Source organism: Streptomyces sp. NBC_01410, assembly GCF_045040195.1.
Lineage (GTDB): Bacteria > Actinomycetota > Actinomycetes > Streptomycetales > Streptomycetaceae > Streptomyces.
Map to the genome: position 1 here is coordinate 5,486,881 of NZ_CP109530.1, position 19,017 is coordinate 5,505,897.

Genomic DNA, 19,017 nt, shown 5'->3' on the forward strand with positions numbered 1-19,017 from the left:
GCTGTCCGATGGGGCACGGGTTACGGGAGGCCGTGCACGTGCGGGCCGACAGCGTTCGACCAGGCGTTGCCGGACTTCGCGTCCCAGTTGGTGGACCAGGTCATCGCGCCGCGCAGCGACGGATAGGTCTTCGACGGCTTGAACGATCCGCAGTTCGTGCCCCGGGCGAGGCAGTCCAGCGCGTTGTTCACGATCGTCGGCGACACATAGCCGCTGCCCGCGCCGCTGGTCGATGCGGGCAGACCGAGCCCGACCTGGGCCGGGGTGAGGCCGCCCTCCAGCTGGATGCAGGCGAGCGCGGTGAGGAAGTCGACCGAGCCCTGCGAGTAGACCTTGCCGTCGCAGCCGAGCATCGAACCGCTGTTGTAGTACTGCATGTTGACGACGGTCAGGATGTCCTTGATGTTGAGCGCCGTCTTGAAGTACTCGTTCGACGTCGACTGCATGTCGATGGTCTGCGGCGCCATCGTGATGACGAGCTTGGCGCCCGCCTTCGAGGAGAGGGACCTGAGCGCCTGGGTCATATAGGTGGAGTTGAGGCCGTTCTCCAGGTCGATGTCGACGCCGTCGAAGCCGTACGTCTGCATCATCGAGTAGACGGAGTTGGCGAAGTTCGTCGCGGAGGCGGAGTCATTGATGGTGACGGTGCCGTTCTGGCCGCCGATCGAGATGATCACGGACTTGCCGGCCGCCTGCTTGGCCTTGATGTCGGCCTTGAACTGGTCGACGGTGTAGCCGCCGAGCCCGGCCGAGTCGAGGTTGAAGGTGACACCGCCGGGTGTGCTGGTCGCGTCGGCGAAGGAGACCGCGATGATGTCGTAGTTGGCGGGCACATCGCTGATCTTCTGGACGGTGGCGCCGTTGTTGAAGTTCTGCCAGTAGCCGGTCACCGCGTGCTTGGGCACCGTGCCGCCCCCGCCGCCGCCCGAGGCGGAGGTGGTGCCGGTCACCGCTGCGGACTTCGCGGACTCACCGGCCGCGTTGGTCGCGGTCACCTGGAACTGGTACGAGGTGGAGGCACTCAGCCCCGTCGCGGTCGCCGAGGCGCCGCCGACCGACTGCACCTTGGTGCCGTTCTGGTAGAGGTTGTAACCCGTCGCGCCCGTCACCGCGTTCCAGGACAGGGCCACGGAGGACGAGGTCACGGAGCCCACCGCGAGGCCGGGCGGGGTTGCGGGCACGACGGGATCGGGGTCGCCGCCACCGCCGCCGTCCGGACCGAAGACGCTCACATCGTCGGCGTAGTAGGGGGCCTGCCCGTACCAGCCGTGCGTGTAGACCGTCACGGAGGTCGTGTTCGCGCCGGTCGTGAAGGTGGTGGACAGCCGCTTCCAGCCGGCCGAGTCCGGCGTCCAGGCGGACACGTCCGTGGTGCCGGTCCCGCTCGCGCCGAGATAGGTGTAGGCGCCCTGCACCCACGCGCTGAGCGTGTACGTCGAGCTGGGCTTCACCGCCACGGTCTGGGTGCACTTGGCGTTGTCCTGCCCGGCCGGAGTCCCCTTGAGCGCGGAGGCACCGCCGTGGACCGGCGAGGAGACATTGCTCCCGCTGCCCGCGGAACAGGTCCAGTTGGCGAGCCCGGACTCGAAGCCGGCGTTCTTGGCGACATTGACGTCGGCGGCCTGCGCGGTCCCCGTGATGCCCATGAGGGTGAGGCCGGTCCCGACAGCGAGCGCGAGCACTGTGCCGAGCCATCTTCGGGAGGGGCGTCTCCGAGAGCGTGAGGTGCGGTCCACTTGCTGCCTCCGGTGGGGGAGTTGGGGGTGTGGAGGGGGTTACGGAACGGTGGCCACCGCTGGGCGTACAAGCTGGTCCAGACCAATCGGGTTGTCAAGACCTGTGGCAGCGATTCGTATACACACACCCATGCCGCAGAGCCACGCGCTCAGGTCTCCTCCTGCAGCCGGTCCGCGGCGTACCCCGCAACGCACCCCACCACCAGCACCGCGTTGGACAGCAGCACCCCCTCCGCCGCCAACTCCCGCCACTGCACGGCCATGTTGAGCGCCTGCGCCACGACCGGCACCGCGAAAGCCGCCGTCAGATGCCCGGGCAGCGACTCCCGGAACGGCTCACGGTGGATCCGCGCCGCAGCCCAGGCGGCCAGCGCGATGCACACCGCGTTCGGCAGATGGATCAGCAGCAGCCGGCCGCCGAAACTCTCCATGCGCGGTCCCGTCGCCAACAGCTCGTAGACGAGTGCGGCCTGCAGATACTCGCTGAACAGGAGGACGACGACACCGGCCGCCCAGGCCCGTACGAGCGCGAGCAGCGCCGCACCCCGCCGCTCGGGGTGCGCCCCCTGGTAGCCGTACCGCGTCATCGCTTCATGACCGTGATCGAGTCGATGATCCGCTTCAGATCGCCGTCCGCGAGCCGCCCTTCGGCCGCGTCGATCCGTACCGCGTACGCCGTGTCCCCCGCGTCCAGACCGGCCACGATCACACCCCTGATCCGCGCCCCCTGCTGCGTGAACTCGAAGTCGACGCGGCGCGCCGCCTCCTCGCCCTTCGGCCCGTTGACCCGGATCTCCCGCTGACCCTGGAGCTTCGAACCGAGCGCGATGCCCGCCTCCGCGGCGATCGCGGCCTCCTCGGCGGAGTCGGCCTCGGTGAAGTCCAGCTGGACGGTGATCATGCCGACGGCCTTGCCGCCCGCGGTGAGGGTCGCCGCGGCCGCGTTGTGCTTGCTGCGCTGTGCGTCGCTCTGCGGTACGAAGGCGGGCGGATGGGCGACGGTGACGGCGGGCGTGCGCAGGGTGCCCCACCCTTCGGGTGCCTGGCCGACCGTGTCCGTACCGCATCCGGCGGCCAGCAGGACGGCCGCTGTCAGCCAGGCGCCGGCCGTCGTCTTCCTCTTCTTCTTCTGCACTGTGTGTCCTCCCTCGCCCCTCGGCCGGTCAGTTCGCGCAGTAGCTGTACGGCACATAGTCGCGGCCATTCCCCTGGGGTGCGCCCAGGAACTCGGCGGCATTGAGGGTCTCCTCCTTCTTCTCGGTGGAGACCGAGAAACCGAGGCTCAGCCCCAGGTTCAGCTCGAAGCCGTACTCCGCCGCCTCGGTCGTTCCGGTGTAGGTCGTCCTGCTGGACAGCCCCTCGTCGAAGAGCAACTGCCCGAAGGGGTCGGCGGCACCCGGCCGCCGGGTCGGAGCATGGTCGTTGAACATGTAGGCGAAGGGCGCGCCGTACTGCCCGCTCCCGTCCAGCCAGTCCTGCGCGATCTTCCGCCCTGCATCGCCCTCGGGCTCCGGCGGGAACGCGAGCGAGTTGGTGACGACCTCGATCCCGGTCTCCGCATCGCCGCCCTTCGCCCCGGCGTTGCCGCCGCGCTTGTCCTTGCCGGACTTGCCGTTGTCGCCCCCGACCTTGACCCCGTCCTTGGTCGAGCCCTTCTCGACGGTCCGGGTCATGTCGATACGCACCAGCTTGCCGGTTGCTTTGTCATGGGTGACGGTGATGGTCCCGGTCTGCGTGGTCGACGCGGACGCCTCGCCGCTCAGCGGCCCGGCCTCGTACCCGACCTTGGTCCCGTACTCGATCGACGCGCTGTACGTGTACGACTTGGTGCCGTTGAAGTCGTTGTCGGTCCACGTCGCCTCGGGCGTGAACTTGAACGAGCCTCCGAGGGCGGCGCTCAGCTTCTTCTCGTCCCCGGCGGAAATCTTCAGCCCGCCAGCGGCGGAGGTTTCGAGGGCGACCTTGCCGTAACTGATGTGGCGGTTGCCGAGCTTGTCCTCGATGCGCTCGCGCAGCTTCTCCTCCTCGGCCAGGGGCCCCTTGCCGAAGAGGTAGAGCAGGCCGCTGCCGAGCCCGCCGCCCTGGGAGTTGGCGTGCCGGTTGGCGAGCTCGTACGTCTTGAGCGACTCCAGATCCTCCCGGAAGGCTGCGGCGTCCGCCTCACTGTCGAAGACCCAGGTGTCCCCGTTGGTGACCTTGATCCCTGCCCCGAGCTCGACCTTGTCGGAGCCGAACCTGCCGACCTTGGCCCCGGGCTTCCAGTCCTTCTTGAGGGCGACGGACGCGGCATCGGTGAAGGTCATCATGACCCGCTGGTCACGGTCGTCGACGGCGCCGTCGCCGTTGACGTCGGAGTTGGCTTTGAAGGTCTGCTGCTGGAAGCCGTACTCCTCGCCCCATTCGATGAAGAGCACTTTGGCCTTGGCGCCGGCCTTGTCGGTGAGGGAGGAGATCTGGCAGAGAGGGGGTTCGTAGTCGGCGTCGGTCTTGGGGGTGGCGCGGGGGGTGCCGGTGCCGCACGGCCCGCCGGAGATCACACAGATGATCTTCTCGCCGATCATCCGGCCCACGCCCAGCGTCGTCACCGCGGCGATGACGGCGATGAGGACAACCAGCACTCCGATGTACTCAACGGCTGTGGTGCCCCTGTCGCGTGCCGGGTTCCGCGCCCGGCGTCCTCTTGTCCGGCTCATCCGCCGTCCCCCTCGGTGGCCGTGCCTCTCGTACAAGGAATCGGAAGTGGAGCGTACGAAGGGGGGCACCGGGCTGGCTTGGGCCCGGAGACCCATCGCGGACCCAAAGCGGACCAGGGCCCTGGCGAATTCACTGCCCTGAAACGAGAGTTAACCTCTGACGCCTTCGCCCGTTTTCGCCTGTGCGGAGCGTGTGCGGGTTGTGGCCCAGAGATCTCAAAGGTGTTCTCTGCCTCGTAGGACGTGGATAAAGTGCTGGGGCAGAAGCACGGAGCAGTAGGTATCTGCGGTCGCCGGGCCCCCGGCGTCCGGTGCTGAACGGGGAACCAGCGTGCCCACCGCGATAGCTGTCACCAGCGCCGATCTGGTGCTGCCGCCCACCGACCACCAGACGCCCACCGCGGCACTGCTCCACTCGCCCGACGCCCAGCCCCTGGACGCCGCGCTCGCCGACATGAGCGTCCTGCTGGAGCAGCACGGCTATGTGATCGCGTTGTATCCCTCGACCATCACCTTGGCCCATGAGCGCCGGCTGCACACGGTCCGGTCGGTCCTGGAGAGCGACCGGATCGCCTGTCTGAAGCTGGATCTGCCACCGCTGGGCGTGGCTGTACTCGTCCGCCAGTTACGGCAGTTGTCGATCTGCGACTTCAGCGCGGGTGTGGTGGCCTCCGCCGCCCGGCTGCTCTCCCACTACATCTATGCGGGCGCGCTGCTGAACTCCGTGACCAGGCTGGACCGCGTTCCAGTGAGCCTGAAGTCCCACGCCAAGTCCTGGGTACCCGGTTCCCAGTTCGGTGTGCTGGCGAACCCGAATCCTCAACTGATCAAAATTGGCTCCGGTGAGCTCTCCGGCCCCGAGTTCGCTACGCAACTGCTGGTCGCAAAAGGGCAGTTGCAGAGCGAGTGGGTGAGCTCGGCGCTCGCTCCCGCCTGGCAGGTGCAGGGTCTGCAGGAAACCGCGCTTCCTGTTGATTCCCCCCGCTGGTGGGGCACGTCCAGACTGGTCGAATTCGCTGCCTATCTGCCTGATATCTCCGTGCTCTACCAGCTGGTTTCGTCCGTACGGCGAGAGGTGTGCACCTGGTGCGAAAGAGAACTCATCGGTGATCGCTGCGGTTTCTGCTCCGCACCGCTCGCCCCGCCCGAGAACCAAACGCACACGACCGGTGTCCTGAACCACGGGGCCCCGATGCGTCAGGGTTCGTAACCGGCCTTCGGGCCGCTCCCCGGAGGTTCCACCTCACCGGCCCAGCCGCAGCAGCTCAGGTACGTGCACAGTTCCGACTCTGTCCGCTCCTCAACGCTCCTGAACGAGGTTGTCCCGCCCATGAATTCACGTCAGCGCCGTGGCGTCATACTTCTGCTCCTGTCGGTTCTCTGCGCCTTCGGTGTGTTCGCCGGTGTTCTGTCCGTCATCAGTGACGTGAATTCCAAGGTGGGGCCCGAGGTCGCGGCGTACCGGATCAAGACCGATGTGGCGCCCTACACGTCCCTGGATCCGGCGCAGTTCGAGAAGATTTCGATGCCCAAGCGCTGGCTGTCTCGGAATGCCGTCACCGATCTGTCCGTGGTCAGGGGAAAGATCGCCGTCACGCAGCTCAAGAAAGGCTCGCTGCTGCAGGACGACATGATGGTGAAGAAGCCCGCGGTCGGCAATGGCGAGCAGGAGATCGCCATCATGATCGACGCGGCCACGGGTGTGGCAGGAAAGATCACACCTGGCTCTCTGGTCAATATCTTCGCCACCTTCGCCGGCAAGAAAGAGGGCGAGACGGACCAGTCGCGCATCATCGTGCCCAACGCCAAGGTCATCGACGTCGGCCGGATCACCGCGCTGCAACCGGACAAGAACGACCGGGGCAGCGGACTCAGCCAAGCCGTGCCCATCACCTTCGCCCTCAACACCACCGACGCCCAGCGCCTCGCCTACGCGGAGTCCTTCGCCGAGCACGTCCGGCTGGCCCTCCTCGGCAACTCCAGCCCCACCACGCTGCGCCCGGGGGACAGCACCTACACCCTCGACGAAGACAAGAACAAGTGAGGGCTGCATGACCACGCGAATCATCCCGGCGGTCGGCGACGCCGACGCGGCACGGTCCATCACCACCCTGCTCAGCCAGCTCCCCGACGCGGAGCCGGCCAGCCCGGTGGGCGACTCGACCACGCTCCTCGACACCCTGGCCCGGCTGGCCGGAGAGTCGATCGACGAGCTGCCGGAAGTCGTCCTGGTCCACGAGCGGATCGGACCGGTACCGGCGCTCGAGGTCATCCGGGAAGTGGCCCTGCGTTTCCCGGCGGTCGGCGTCGTACTCATCACGTCCGACGCCAGCCCCGGGCTGTTCTCGGCCGCCATGGACTCGGGTGCGCGGGGTCTGATCGGACTGCCACTGAGTTACGAGGAGCTGGTCACCCGGGTCCAGGCGGCGGCCGGCTGGTCCGTCGGAGTGCGTCGCCACCTCGGCCACGGCACGGAGGTCTTCTCCGGTCCCGGCGGCACGGTCGTGGCCGTCGCGGGCGGCAAAGGCGGCGTGGGCACCACGCTGACCGCGGTCCAACTGGCCCTGGCCGCACAGGCCTCCGGCCGGCACACGGCGCTGGTGGACATGGATCTGCAGGCGGGTGACATCGCCTCGTATCTGGACGTGCAGTTCCGACGCTCGATCGTCGATCTCGCGGGTATCCAGGACATCACGCCCCGGGTGCTCCAGGACGTGGTCTTCCATCATGAAAGCGGCCTCGGTCTGCTGCTCGCTCCGGGCGAGGGAGAGCGCGGTGAGGAGGTCACGGACCGGGTGGCGCGGCAGGTCGTCAGCGCACTGCGCCAGCGCTACCAGGTCGTGGTTATCGACTGTGGTTCGCAGATGAGCAGCGCCAACGCCACCGCCATCGAGATGGCGGAAAGGGCAGTTCTAGTGACCACCCCGGACGTGGTGGCAGTGCGCGGGGCCAAACGCATGGTGCGGCTCTGGGACCGGCTGCAGATCCGCAAGGCCGAGGAGACGGTCACCGTGGTCAACCGCCACATGCGCAATACGGAAATCCAGCCACCTCTGATCGAGCGGATCACCGGCACCCGGGTGGCGCGGATCGCCGTCCCGTCGAACTTCAAGGAACTCCAGGGCGCTGTCGACGCCGGGCGCATGCAGGACCTGGAGGCCAAGAGCACCGTCAAGCAGGCGCTGTGGGGCCTGGCCGGAGAGCTCGGCCTGGTGACAACGGCGGAGAACGAGGGCAGGACCAGGAACAAGGGCGGACGCACCGCGAACGACCGGGGGTCATTCGCCTTCGGACGCCGCACACGGGGCGAAACACCGAAGGACGGGACGTGGGGGGCAGGGGGATGAGACCGAGAAGGAAGCTCTTGTGCCGTCGGGACGGCGAGCGGGACAGCGGCCAGATCGCGGTCGAGTTCGTCGGCATGCTGCCGATCATTCTCCTGACCTGTGTACTGCTCTGGCAGGCCGTGCTCTTCGGTTACGCCTACACCCTTGCGGGCAACGGTGCCGACCGGGCCGCACACGACGCGGCCGTGTCCTACCTGCGGCCGGATCAGGACGCGCGGTGCCAGGAGGGCGCACGCCTGGGAGTGGCCGATCCGGACTACGACTTCAGCGCCGGCTGCATCGCGGACCTCGGGCACAGGTCGATGCGGGCGAGCGTGGGTGTGAAGGTGCCTGTCCTCATACCCGGCCTGACCGACTACTCGTTCGGCACGGTGACCGGCAAGGCCAGTTCGCCGCTGGAGGAGGACTGAACCGATGACCAGGCGCAGAGACGACAAGGGCGCGACCGCGGTCGAGTACATCGGATTCCTGCCGATCCTGATTCTCATCGGGATCTGCCTGGTCCAGTTCGGTCTGGCCGCCTACGCCATGCAGCAGGCGGGCACGGCCGCTCGCACGGCGGCCCGCATCAGTTCGCAGAGCAACGACGATGCCGCCGCCAAGGCGGCCGGTGAGGCGGCGGTCAGCGATCTCATCAAGCCGGGCACGCGGGTCGACATGAGCGGTTCTGCCGATGACGCCAAGGCGACGGCCACCGTAGACATTCCCTCGGTCATCCCCGGGTTCAGCTTCGACCCGGTGAAGCGTACGTCCACCATGCCGCGCACCGACGAATAGACCGGCCGAGCGAAAGAGTTGGAGAACCGATGAGCCTTCTGGAGCGCCGAGGCGCCCCCGAGGAGAACGGCGGGAACCGTGAAGACGGTCATCTCGTCGCGACCTACCGGGCGAAGCTGCTTCAGGAGATCGACCTCGCGGAGATGTCGGCGCTGGCCGCGGTGGAGCGCCGCGTCCGCCTGGAGCGCGTACTGGGCCACATCATCAGCAGGGAAGGCCCCGTCCTCTCCACCGTCGAGCGCGCCCAGCTGATCCGGCGCGTCGTCGACGAAGCGCTCGGGCTCGGCATCCTCGAACCTCTGCTGGAGGATGCGTCCGTCTCCGAGATCATGGTCAACGGCCCGGACCAGATCTTCGTGGAGCGCGGCGGCCGCGTCGAGCAACTGCCGATGCGCTTTGCCTCCAACGACCAGTTGATGCAGACCATCGAGCGCATCGTCTCCACGGTCAACCGCCGGGTGGACGAGTCGAATCCGATGGTCGACGCCCGGCTCCCCAGCGGCGAGCGCGTCAACGTGATCATTCCTCCGCTGTCGCTGACGGGCGCCATTCTCACCATCCGCCGCTTTCCCCGGGCCTTCACGCTCCGCGAGCTGATCGGCCTGGAATCGCTCGACGAGCACATGCTCTATCTGCTCTCGGCACTGGTGCGGTCCAAGATGAACATCATCGTGTCCGGCGCCACCGGCACCGGGAAGACGACCCTGCTCAACGCGCTCTCCGGACTGATCCCGGAAGGCGAGCGCGTGATCACCATCGAGGACTCGGCCGAGTTGCAACTGCAGCAGTCGCATGTGATCCGGCTGGAGTCCCGCCCTCCGAACGTCGAGGGCAAGGGACGGATCACCATTCGCGACCTGGTACGCAACTCGCTGCGTATGCGCCCGGACCGCATCATCGTCGGTGAGGTCCGTGGCGGTGAAACGCTTGACATGCTCCAGGCAATGTCTACCGGTCACGACGGTTCACTCGCCACCGTCCACGCCAACAGCGCAGAGGACGCGCTGATGCGACTGCAGACCCTCGCCTCGATGTCCGAGGTGGAGGTCCCCTTCGCGGCCCTGCAGGACCAGATCAACTCCGCCGTCGATGTCATCGTGCAGCTCACCCGCCATGCCGACGGTTCCAGGAAGATCACCGAGATCGCGGTCCTCGACTCGCACGGGCGTGAGCCGTTCAAGATCGTCTCTGTGTGCCGCTTCCTGTCCCGGCCGATGGGAGCCGACGGCAAGATCTACGGGCAGTTCGAGTACTACCCGCTGCCCCGCCGCGTCGCCGACCGCTTCTACATGACCGGCCAGCCCGTCCCACAAGCCTTCGGTATCGCACGGTCCGACGAACAACTCGCCTCCAGAGAAGCCAAGTAGCGAGTAGGTGCCAGGAAATGAATCGACTGGATCAGCTGACGATCGGGGCCACCCTGCTCTTCAGCGCGCTCCTGATCGCGGGCGTCCATACCTACGCCTCGGGCAAGGCCCAGCGCGCGGCGCTCGAGCATCGCCTGTCATCGACGCAGCAGATCACCACTCCCGGGCGGCGACGGCGCTTCAGGGGCGTCGACCGCAGACTCAAACAGACCCGCTTCGGCAAGAAGATCGAGCAACGTCTCGCCGCCACCGGTCTCGATCTCACCCCTGGTGAGTTCTTCGTCTACATGGTCGCCGCCGTTGCCGGCTTCTGGCTCCTCGCCAGCTCGGTACTCGCCTCCTTCTTCGGCCCGATCGCGGGAGGGATCGCGCTCTGGTCCGCGTTCGCGTTCCTCAACTGGCAGCGCCAGAAGCGCATCGAGAAATTCATCAACCAGCTGCCCGAACTCTCCCGCATCATCGCGAACGCCACCCAGGCCGGACTCGCCCTGCGGATGGCGATCAGTCTGGCTGCCGAGGAGCTGGAAGAGCCGGCAGGAGACGAACTGGCCAAGGTCGCCAACGCCCTAGCCCTCGGGCACTCCATCGACGACGCTCTCGGCGAGCTGGCGGACCGGCTGCCCTCCCGCGAACTGGTCGTCCTCGTCACCACCCTCGTCCTGTCGAACCGCTCCGGCGGCGCCATCGTCAGCTCCCTGCGCAACCTCACGGAGACGCTGGAAGAGCGCAAGGAGACCCGCCGCGAGGTCAGAACCCAGCTGTCGCAGGTGACGCTGACCGCGTACATCGTCCCCGGGATGGGCCTGGCGATGCTGATGCTCATGGACAGCGTGTGGGACGGCGCACTGGACAAGATCACCGGAAACACCCTGGGGCAGGCGGTCGTCCTGATCGCCCTCGGGCTCTACCTCGTCGGCTTCTTCCTCGTCCGCCGACTGGCCAAGATCGAAGTCTGAGGGACGTCATGGAACTGCTGCTCGCACTCGCCGCCGGACTGTCCGTCACCGGCATGTTGTACGGGATCAGGCTCTACCGAGCCGACGCCAAACTGCCCTCGGACCTGGCACTCGCCCTCGAAGTGGGCTCCACCCGCACCAGCGCCGTGGGCAGCGGCATCGACCGCCTCGGCATGCGCTACGCGCCCGCGGTGCTGCGCATGATGGGCCCCAAGCGAGTCAACAAGCTGCGCATACGGCTCGACATGGCGGGCAACCCCGGTGGCCTGACAGTGGACCGCTACGCCGCGCGCCGCGCGGTCTACGGCTTCATCGGCGCGCTCGGGGCGTTCGCCCTGCTCATCGACGCGCACCCCTTCCTCGCCCTGCTGTTCGTGGCGTTCGGCATCTGGTGGGCGGAGGTAGGGATCTGGGCGGCCACCCGCGCGCGCAAGGCCGCCATCGAACGAACGCTGCCGGACTTCCTCGACGTGCTGGCGGTCGTCGTCTCCGCGGGTCTCGGCTTCCGCCAGGCCCTCGACCGGGTGGCTGAGCGCTACCGGGGCCCCTGGGCCGACGAGCTCAAGATCACGCTCCGCCAGATGGACATGGGGATGAGTCGCCGCGACGCCTTCGAGCAGCTGCGCAAGCGCAACGCGTCCGAGCAGGTCGCCCAGTTCGTCACCGCCCTGCAGCAGGGCGAGGAACTCGGTGCGCCCATCGTCGACACCCTGATAGCCATCGCCAACGACATGCGCCGTACGGACGCCCAGAATGCCCGCCGCCGGGCATCCAAAGCAGTCCCTCAGGCAACGGGCATCGTGACCATGCTGATGGTCCCGGCCACCATCCTGCTCATCGGGGCAGGCATGTTCCTCGGCTCGGGCATGAGCCTCGGCGGATGAGCAGGGGATCCCGGGGAAGGGGGAGAGTTCCATGGCACTGCACCAGGTGTCGACCGGACCGGCCGGCGCCATGACGGGGCGCGGCCTGCTCGGCGTCGCCTCCGGCGATGACGTTCCCGCCGAGCCCGCGCTCAGGATTCAGCTGAGCGCGCTCCAGGCCATGTGCCGCCAGGTCTTCGGATTCCGGCTGGCGATGATCGCACTGGCCACCCCGTTCGCCGTCGTGGGCGCGGCATCCGGCTGGCCGACCATCCTCATCGGCATAGCGATCCTGGCCACCTTCATGGGCTCGTACGTACTCTTCCGCGACTGGGAGCGCTTCGGCCCGCTGCTGCTGCGGCATCCCTGGCTGTTAGGCATCGACGCCTTCTTCGGCGCTCTGCTGCTGGTCACCGCCACCCCTGCCAGCCCCCTGAGCTACGTCACCATCTGTACGCCGCTACTGGCCGGCCTGGTCTACGGATGGCGAGGCGCAGGCGTCTTCGCCTCACTGACCATCTTGATCATCTTCGCCGCCTACGCCGCCAATACCGGGCTCCAGGTCTCGATCGCCGGGTCCACACTTCTGCCCGGCCTGTGTGCCGTGCTGGGTGCCGTCGGGGTCAGCCTGCGCCAGCTGATGCTCCGCTTCGGTACGGCGACGCAGGCACTCAGCGAGGTACGCTCGCGGCTCGCGGTGACCGAGGCCGTCCAGGGTGAACGTGCGCGTCTGGCACGTGAGATGCACGACTCCGTCGCCAAGACCCTGCACGGTGTGGCGATGGCCGCGGACGGTCTGGCCTCCTCCGCCGACCGCATGGACCCACTCACCGTCAGGCACCAGGCGGAAGTGGTCGCCAGATCCGCCCGCCGTGCGGCCGCCGAATCCCGTGAACTGCTCTCCGACCTGCGCCGCCAGACCGATATCGAAGCCGCAGGCGTCGACGTGGCCGCGGAACTCGCCGCCCGTACCGAGGACTTCGCCCGGCGGACCGGGATGGGGGCCACCTGGCACACCCTCGGCGAAGTGCTCGTACCCGAAGTCCCGCACGCCGTCGCGCGGCACCTGCTGACCATCGCGTCCGAGGCGATGGAGAACGCCCACCGCCATGCCCGCCCCACCTACATCGACGTGTCCGTGGGTGTCGTCGACGGAGCGCTGCGCATCAGCGTCTACGACGACGGGCGCGGTCTGCCGCCGGGCACGTCGCTCGACGACCTCAGAAAGGCCGGCCACTTCGGACTCGTCGGCATGGTCGAGCGCGCTGCCGGAATCGGCGCCCGTATCCGCATCGGACGCGGACGGGCGACCAAGGGAACCGAAGTCCGCCTCGAAATCCCCGTCAACGCCCTGCTGCGCAGTGGCTTGCCCGCCGACGCACACCCGCCGCTGACGCACGAGCCAGTCCCCACCGATGCCATTCCCCCCACCCACTGAAAGGAGGCCGCATCATGCCGGACGATTCGTCGTACACACCAGGACAGCAACTGCCGTCGTCGCACGTGTCCCAGCACACGTCGTCGCACAGCACGCCCATCCGCTCCGAGCACACACCTGCCCAGGTACCGCTTCCCCCGCCGGCTGCAGCATCCGGAGGGTTCCCCGCCCTCCCCCCTCCGGTGACGCCGACACCGCTCCGGGTCGTGGTCGCCGACGACAACCCCGTCGTACGGGCCGGGCTCCATGCGCTGCTCTCCGGCCGCGAGGACATCGCGGTCGTCGCCGAGGCAGCAGACGGCCGCGAGGCCTGTGAGGCCGCCCAGCGACACCGTCCTGACGTCGTTCTGCTCGATGTCAGGATGCCGGGCGTCGACGGCATCTCCGCGCTTCCGCATCTGGTGCGGATCGCCCCGGTGATGATGCTGACGTACAGCCGGGAGAGCGAGATCGTGCACGAGGCGCTGCGCCTGGGCGCGGGCGGCTACCTGGTCCACGGAGAGTTCACAGCGGACCAACTCGTCGACGCGGTACGGGACATCAGGCAGGGCCGGGCACACTTCACGGTCACCGCCGCCAACGCGCTGCTCGCCCATGTGCGGGGCGAGCGCGCGCCTGCCGGGCCTCAGCAGCTTGCGGGAGGGCTGGGGCATCAGGGTGCGACTGCACATGGTTCGGCGGCGCAAACCGATCCACGCCAGACGTCCAACTTCGGGCAGCAGGGCGGCTCCTATGTATCAAACTCATTGCAGCCGCGACATGATACTTCGCGTATGCAATCAGATATGGGACAGTCCTTGGAGGCGCGACAGGCGGCAGCCCCACGGGGGCCGACTCAACGCGTCGGGTCCAGGACGGAGTTCGGCCTTAGCTCGCGGGAGGTGGAGGTGATGGATCTGATCGCGTCGGGCATGACCAATCAGCAGATCGCCGCCACCTGCTTCATCAGCGAGAAGACGGTCAAGAACCACATCAACCGCATCTTCGCCAAGTTGCACAGCACCAGCCGGAGCGAAGCCATCGCGGTATGGCTCGGCACAGCACATGGCCACAGCGGTGGCGGCATGCCGAGGGGGGCGGCCGGCCATGGCTGAGGGTACGGCGATGTGCGGTGCGGCGATGTGCGATGCGGACCGCCGGGCCCACGGTCGGAACGGACAGGCCCATCCCTCTCTTTGGGCCTCGGATTGGGCCCTGGGACCCTCTGCGGGGACCATCCGTCCGTCGTACGTTTCTCGCGTCGAAAGCGGCACCGGCCAGGAGGAAGCCGGTTACGCGGAAGGCACACAAGAGACGTGCGAACCGGCCGGTGTGCGGCCGGCCGGACCCGGAGGGGAACATCATGTCGAAGGACATCGCGCTCAAGGCGGCGGTTGCGACGCAGCTGCGTGTGAGCGGCTGGAAGAACACGGCGATCGAGCGGATGAACCGCAGGGCCGACAAGGGTCAGACCTCGGTCGAATACATCGGCATGCTGGTGGCGGTCATTGCGATCATCGCGATCGTGGTGACCATGAAGGGGGACATCGGCAAGGAGATCGGCAACAAGATCAAGGACGTGATCGGCACGTCCGGCAAGTCGGGCTGATCGTCGGATTGCACAGCAGACAGCGCGAGGCAGGGCAGGCCTTCCCCATCTACATCACGGTGGTGGCGGGCCTGCTCTTCCTCGCGTTTGCGTATTTCGTGGTCGGGGAGTCCGCCGACCAGCGAAATGGCGCCCAGGGTGCTGCCGACGCCGCCGCGCTGGCCGCAGCCCGGGATGCGCGGGATCAGATCGTCGAAGAGCTGCTCGGGCCGAAGCTGCCCGACGACTGGGCGGACCTCATTCTCGGACGCGGGTTCGGTCCCGGCGCGGCGTGTCAAGCCGCCGATGAGTACGCGCAGAAGAATGACTCGGACAGGACCAGTTGCCGGCCGTACTACGGGGAGTACTGGGGTTTCACGGTCGGAGTCGAAACAAAGAAAACCATCGGCGATTCGGTGATCCCGGGTACGGCGGACGAGAAGGGCGAGGCAAAGGCCAGGGGCGTTGTCGTGCCGAAATGTTCGCTCAGCGGAGCGAAGCTGGATTGCGACGGCCTGGGCTCGTTGATCGATCCGGACGACCTCGGTAGCGTGCCGGACCTGACTGATCTCTTCACCGTCCGTCTGATCGACCCGAACTGACCGAGTGACAACTATCAGAGGAATTGCAGTCATGAGCATGCGGCAGATCTCAGGGGCGCGCAGGGCGGCGGCGGCCGTCACCGCGGCGGTGGCGCTGGCCTTCACGCTGGCCGCGTGCGGCAGCGACGGTGACAAACCTGACAAGACCTCCAATGCCGGCCAGTCGTCCACTCCTGACAACGGGGGCGCGGTCGATCAGGGTGACAAGGGGAATCCCGGAAGCGCGAACCCAGGACCGGGCAAGGTCCTGACGACGCTCAAGGGCGAAGACGGGATGGAGCTGGACATCACCGCCGCCGTCCGAGACGCAGGCGGGTTTGTGACGGTCCAGGGGAACATGCGGAACACCACGGACAACAACTTCAACCACACATCCGACTGGTCCGGTTCCGAACTCGAGGTCAATTCGGCGGTCGGCGGTGGCTCATTGGCCGGAGCCACCCTGGTGGATGCCAAGGAGAAGAAGCGCTACTACGTCCTGCGTGACACGGAAAACCGGCCGCTGGTCACCACAGTCAGCAGCGTCAAGGCCAAGTCGTCGACTCCGGTCTTCATGCAGTTCCCGGCGCCCCCTGAGACCGTGAACCAGATGACGTTTTCGCTGCCGACCTTCCAGTCCGTGACGCTCCGGCTCGGAAGCGAGTGAGGCATGCGAGTCAGTACTGGATTCGTGCGTGGCAGGGCCGTGTTCATCGGCTCCATTGCCCTTGCTCTGACCGTTGTTGCCGTTCCGTCGGCGGGAGCCGACGACGGACCACGCCCCAAAGCGACTTCCGTGTACGAGGGGAAGATCGACGTCAGCGACCCCGACCTCAAGATGGTCGACGGTGCCACGCTCGCCGCTGCCAAGGTTCTGGAGATCAAGCAGGTCGTTGGCGACGAGGCGGGCAATGAGCAGCGCGAGGACTCGAATTCCGAGGTCAGGTTCAGCCTGCAGGCCGAGGTCCTCTTTGGTAAGGACAGCGCAAAGCTGAGCAGCGATGCCAACGCCCGTATCAAGGAGATTGCCGAGGAGATCAAGAAGCAGAACGCCAAGAAGGTACGGGTGTTCGGCTTCACGGACGACTTGGGCTCGGCCGAGCACGGTGATTCGCTGTCCAAGCAGCGTGCCGCCGCGGTGCACGGTGTGCTCTCGCAGGAACTCGCCGCCGTAGGCATCAGCTACGAGATCCGGGGGTACGGCGAACAGTTCCCGATCGCCGAGAACAACTCCGAGGAGAACCGACGGAAGAACCGGCGTGTGGAGGTCTCCTTCCCGCGAGGCACGGCCTCATAGACTGCGGGGCTGGTTCCTCCGCACGAAGCTCAGTGGGCTCCGCCGCAATCACCTTGCAGCGGGGCCTACTTCATGTGTTCGGCCGAGGTGAGCCCGACTTTGGGTCCTGGGGCCCACGACTGCGGATGCACCGCGCCCTAGCGTCGTGTGCATGTCGCGTATGGGGGTAGTGCGCCAGCTTCGCCGGCGGATGCGTGCGCTGTTGCCACGCACCGATGCCAGGGCACTCGGGCTGCGGAAGTCGCAGTCGGGGCAGACCGCGGTGGAGTACATCGGTCTGGTCGTGGTGGTGATCGCCATCATTGGCGCGCTGGTGGCGACCGGTGGTGTGCCCGAGGCGGGCAAGGCCATCGGGAACAAGATCTGCCAGGCGGTCGGCGGCAGTTGTGGCGGCAATGGCGGGGGAGACCCGCAGGCCGCCGACGACCAGCCCGCGGCCGAGGACGGAACCGACGGCTCCGACGACGACCCCGGCGCCGGCCGGAAGCCCCAGTCCCAGATCGACTACGAAAAGGCTCTCAAAGAGCTCCAGGACGCCCAGGCCGCCGAGAAGTCCGATCAGGACAAGGCCATCGAGGCCGCCAAGGAGCTCGCGAAGATTCTTGCCGATGAGCTCGGGATCACCGATGCGCTCGACTGCATCACCAAGGGCGACATGGGCGCCTGCACCGAGACGCTCGTCAATGTGCTGCTCAGCCTGATCGGCGGCGCCGTCGGGAAGCTTGCGGCGAAGTACGGGGCGCCCTGGAAGTGGAAGAAGGCCGTCGAGCTCGTCAGGAAGCTCAAGAAGCACGGTGGGGATCTGTACGACGGGCTCACGGGGCTCATCAAGAACCGCAAGCGGGTGAGCGAGGCGGAGAAGAAACTCGCCGACGCCAAGAGGAAGCTCGACGCGGAGAAGAAGGACAAACCGAAGGACAAGGACAAGCCGCCCTCGTGTCCCGTCCACAGTTTCCCGGCCGGCACTCCCGTCCTTCTTGCCGACGGCCGGCGGATCCCGATCGAGACCGTGTCCGTCGGCACGAAGGTCACCGTCACCGACCCGGTCAGCGGGCTGACCACCGTACGCCGGGTGACCGACACCATCACGACGTACGACGACAAGGACTTCACCCGCCTCAAGGTGACGTCGAGCGGCGGTCCCGCCGTGCTGACCGCGACGGACACCCACCCCTTCTGGCTGACCGGCCGGGGCCGCTGGGCGGACGCCGGAGAGATCGTGCCGGGCGACGGGCTGAGGATGCCGTCCGGCCGGACTCTGAAGGTCGCCGCGGTCTCCCGCTACACCCAGCGGCAGACCACCCATGACCTGACGGTCGACGGTATCCACACCTACTACGTCGGCATCGGCGCCGAGAGCGCCCTCGTGCACAACAACGACGGCGACTGCCTGTCGGCGGACGAGGTCGCCGCCGCCAGGAACCCCACGGTGGGCGAAGGCGATCCGAGCAAGTTCAGGAGCCACTTCCAGCGCCACAAGAAGCTCATCGAGGACGCCCTGGGCACCACGTACAAGAAGCTGAAGGAGGACGGTCCGCGGTTCCGCCAGGACATCCAGAAGGCCATCAAGGACGGCACCTTCGAACTGGTCGGAAAGGGCACGTTGAAGAAGGGCGAGCCCGAGGGAATGATCTACCGTGGCAAGGGTGTGACCATCGTCCTCCGGGAGAACGGCGACTTCTGGACGGCGCTCGAGAGCGGAACCGGGCTCGACACGGCGATCCAGATCACCAAGAAGGTGCCGCCGAAGGCGGGTTGAGGCGGTCCTTGGCGGTCGGACCTGGGCGGTCGGGACCTCGGCGGCCTGTTGCGAGCGGGCTTCGGCGGAACGAAAGGCGTGTGGGCAATGGGTGGCTGGGGCACGGTCGACGAGGCGCTCAGGGACCACCATGTGTATGACGTCCTCGTCCCCGGCTGGATCGACCGGGAGGGGGACGTCCCCGAGTTCCGGCCGCAGCCCCTGGTCGTCTGGCTGAGGCTGGACAGCGGACTGCTGAGGTTCCGATCGGCAGGACAGTACGACCACCTGGCCGTCGAGCGCGTGCCTCAGGCCGGCTGGGACGACGTCGAGTTGCTCGCGGAGGCCGAGGACGAGGTCGTCGTCGCCTCGTACGGCGAACAGCTCTTCGGCGACGGCAGAGACACTCTGCGCTGCGTGCGGCTGCGGGCGTATCAGGTCGCGGACCACCTCAAGTGTCTCGCCCTCGACTTCGAGGGACGCCACACGCTCTTCTTCGACCCGACCTGGACGTTCGGCATCAGGATCGGCAATGTGGCCGACGAGCAGCGCTGGCGGGAGCTGTACGCGGGCGAGGAGGCCGGCGTCGAGACCGTGGACGTGTCCCTCGGAGGAAGCGGCCGTGGTGATTGATGCGTTCCGGGCCGAGACGCCCGT

Annotated in this window: 20 protein-coding genes; 16 read left to right on the forward strand and 4 right to left on the reverse strand. The window is 67.3% G+C overall.

The window, feature by feature from the left end; all coding sequences use genetic code 11:
• Window positions 1-20: 20 nt before the first annotated feature.
• The 4 genes from OG741_RS25390 to OG741_RS25405 all read right to left on the reverse strand — a co-directional run bounded on the left by OG741_RS25390 (window position 21) and on the right by OG741_RS25405 (window position 4,429).
• A complete protein-coding gene (locus OG741_RS25390) occupies window positions 21-1,646 on the reverse strand; it encodes a chitinase (RefSeq protein ID WP_405605772.1) in 1,626 nt (541 codons plus the stop codon).
• A 239-nt stretch (window positions 1,647-1,885) separates the two neighbouring features.
• Window positions 1,886-2,323 (reverse strand): hypothetical protein, encoded by a 438-nt coding sequence (locus OG741_RS25395; protein WP_405601546.1) that lies wholly within the window; start codon window positions 2,321-2,323, stop codon window positions 1,886-1,888.
• A complete protein-coding gene (locus OG741_RS25400) occupies window positions 2,320-2,871 on the reverse strand; it encodes a hypothetical protein (protein WP_405601548.1) in 552 nt (183 codons plus the stop codon). The genes OG741_RS25395 and OG741_RS25400 overlap by 4 nt, the downstream gene beginning before the upstream one ends.
• 28 nt (window positions 2,872-2,899) lie before the next feature.
• Complete coding sequence (locus OG741_RS25405) at window positions 2,900-4,429, reverse strand: Flp family type IVb pilin (protein ID WP_405601549.1); 1,530 nt, start codon at window positions 4,427-4,429, stop codon at window positions 2,900-2,902.
• A gap of 331 nt (window positions 4,430-4,760) precedes the next feature.
• Between OG741_RS25405 and OG741_RS25410 the strand changes: the two genes are divergently transcribed.
• The 16 genes from OG741_RS25410 to OG741_RS25485 all read left to right on the forward strand — a co-directional run bounded on the left by OG741_RS25410 (window position 4,761) and on the right by OG741_RS25485 (window position 18,993).
• Window positions 4,761-5,639, forward strand: a complete 879-nt coding sequence (locus tag OG741_RS25410) for a hypothetical protein (protein ID WP_405601551.1) — start codon at window positions 4,761-4,763, stop codon at window positions 5,637-5,639.
• 120 nt (window positions 5,640-5,759) lie between these two features.
• Window positions 5,760-6,473 carry a Flp pilus assembly protein CpaB gene (gene cpaB, locus OG741_RS25415; protein WP_405601552.1) on the forward strand — a complete coding sequence of 238 codons (714 nt, stop codon included), beginning with the start codon at window positions 5,760-5,762 and terminating at the stop codon, window positions 6,471-6,473.
• A 7-nt stretch (window positions 6,474-6,480) separates the two neighbouring features.
• On the forward strand, window positions 6,481-7,776 hold the full coding sequence (locus tag OG741_RS25420; RefSeq protein ID WP_405601553.1) for a CpaE family protein: 1,296 nt from the start codon (window positions 6,481-6,483) through the stop codon (window positions 7,774-7,776).
• Window positions 7,773-8,186 carry a TadE/TadG family type IV pilus assembly protein gene (locus OG741_RS25425; protein WP_405601555.1) on the forward strand — a complete coding sequence of 138 codons (414 nt, stop codon included), beginning with the start codon at window positions 7,773-7,775 and terminating at the stop codon, window positions 8,184-8,186. Before OG741_RS25420 ends, OG741_RS25425 begins: the two co-directional genes overlap by 4 nt.
• A 4-nt stretch (window positions 8,187-8,190) precedes the next feature.
• Window positions 8,191-8,553 carry a TadE/TadG family type IV pilus assembly protein gene (locus OG741_RS25430; RefSeq protein WP_405601558.1) on the forward strand — a complete coding sequence of 121 codons (363 nt, stop codon included), beginning with the start codon at window positions 8,191-8,193 and terminating at the stop codon, window positions 8,551-8,553.
• Window positions 8,554-8,582: 29 nt separating this feature from the next.
• On the forward strand, window positions 8,583-9,920 hold the full coding sequence (locus OG741_RS25435) for a CpaF family protein (RefSeq protein WP_405601561.1): 1,338 nt from the start codon (window positions 8,583-8,585) through the stop codon (window positions 9,918-9,920).
• 17 nt (window positions 9,921-9,937) lie between these two features.
• Window positions 9,938-10,876: a type II secretion system F family protein gene (locus tag OG741_RS25440; RefSeq protein ID WP_405601563.1), complete on the forward strand. Its 939-nt coding sequence runs from the start codon at window positions 9,938-9,940 to the stop codon at window positions 10,874-10,876.
• A gap of 8 nt (window positions 10,877-10,884) precedes the next feature.
• Window positions 10,885-11,760 carry a DUF5936 domain-containing protein gene (locus OG741_RS25445; RefSeq protein WP_405601565.1) on the forward strand — a complete coding sequence of 292 codons (876 nt, stop codon included), beginning with the start codon at window positions 10,885-10,887 and terminating at the stop codon, window positions 11,758-11,760.
• A 70-nt stretch (window positions 11,761-11,830) separates the two neighbouring features.
• The gene (locus OG741_RS25450; RefSeq protein ID WP_405605774.1) at window positions 11,831-13,177 is read left to right on the forward strand and encodes a sensor histidine kinase; all 1,347 of its coding nucleotides are present in this window, start codon (window positions 11,831-11,833) and stop codon (window positions 13,175-13,177) included.
• Window positions 13,178-13,191: 14 nt separating this feature from the next.
• Window positions 13,192-14,271, forward strand: coding sequence for a response regulator (locus tag OG741_RS25455; RefSeq protein ID WP_405601567.1), 1,080 nt, complete (start codon window positions 13,192-13,194; stop codon window positions 14,269-14,271).
• A gap of 248 nt (window positions 14,272-14,519) precedes the next feature.
• On the forward strand, window positions 14,520-14,765 hold the full coding sequence (locus tag OG741_RS25460; protein ID WP_266486991.1) for a hypothetical protein: 246 nt from the start codon (window positions 14,520-14,522) through the stop codon (window positions 14,763-14,765).
• A gap of 8 nt (window positions 14,766-14,773) precedes the next feature.
• On the forward strand, window positions 14,774-15,346 hold the full coding sequence (locus OG741_RS25465; protein ID WP_405601569.1) for a pilus assembly protein TadG-related protein: 573 nt from the start codon (window positions 14,774-14,776) through the stop codon (window positions 15,344-15,346).
• A 31-nt stretch (window positions 15,347-15,377) separates the two neighbouring features.
• On the forward strand, window positions 15,378-15,992 hold the full coding sequence (locus OG741_RS25470; protein WP_266486993.1) for a hypothetical protein: 615 nt from the start codon (window positions 15,378-15,380) through the stop codon (window positions 15,990-15,992).
• A gap of 3 nt (window positions 15,993-15,995) precedes the next feature.
• Window positions 15,996-16,622: an OmpA family protein gene (locus tag OG741_RS25475; protein ID WP_405601571.1), complete on the forward strand. Its 627-nt coding sequence runs from the start codon at window positions 15,996-15,998 to the stop codon at window positions 16,620-16,622.
• A gap of 151 nt (window positions 16,623-16,773) precedes the next feature.
• Complete coding sequence (locus OG741_RS25480) at window positions 16,774-18,381, forward strand: polymorphic toxin-type HINT domain-containing protein (protein WP_405601574.1); 1,608 nt, start codon at window positions 16,774-16,776, stop codon at window positions 18,379-18,381.
• A gap of 87 nt (window positions 18,382-18,468) precedes the next feature.
• Window positions 18,469-18,993 carry a hypothetical protein gene (locus tag OG741_RS25485; RefSeq protein WP_405601576.1) on the forward strand — a complete coding sequence of 175 codons (525 nt, stop codon included), beginning with the start codon at window positions 18,469-18,471 and terminating at the stop codon, window positions 18,991-18,993.
• Window positions 18,994-19,017 lie beyond the last annotated feature (24 nt).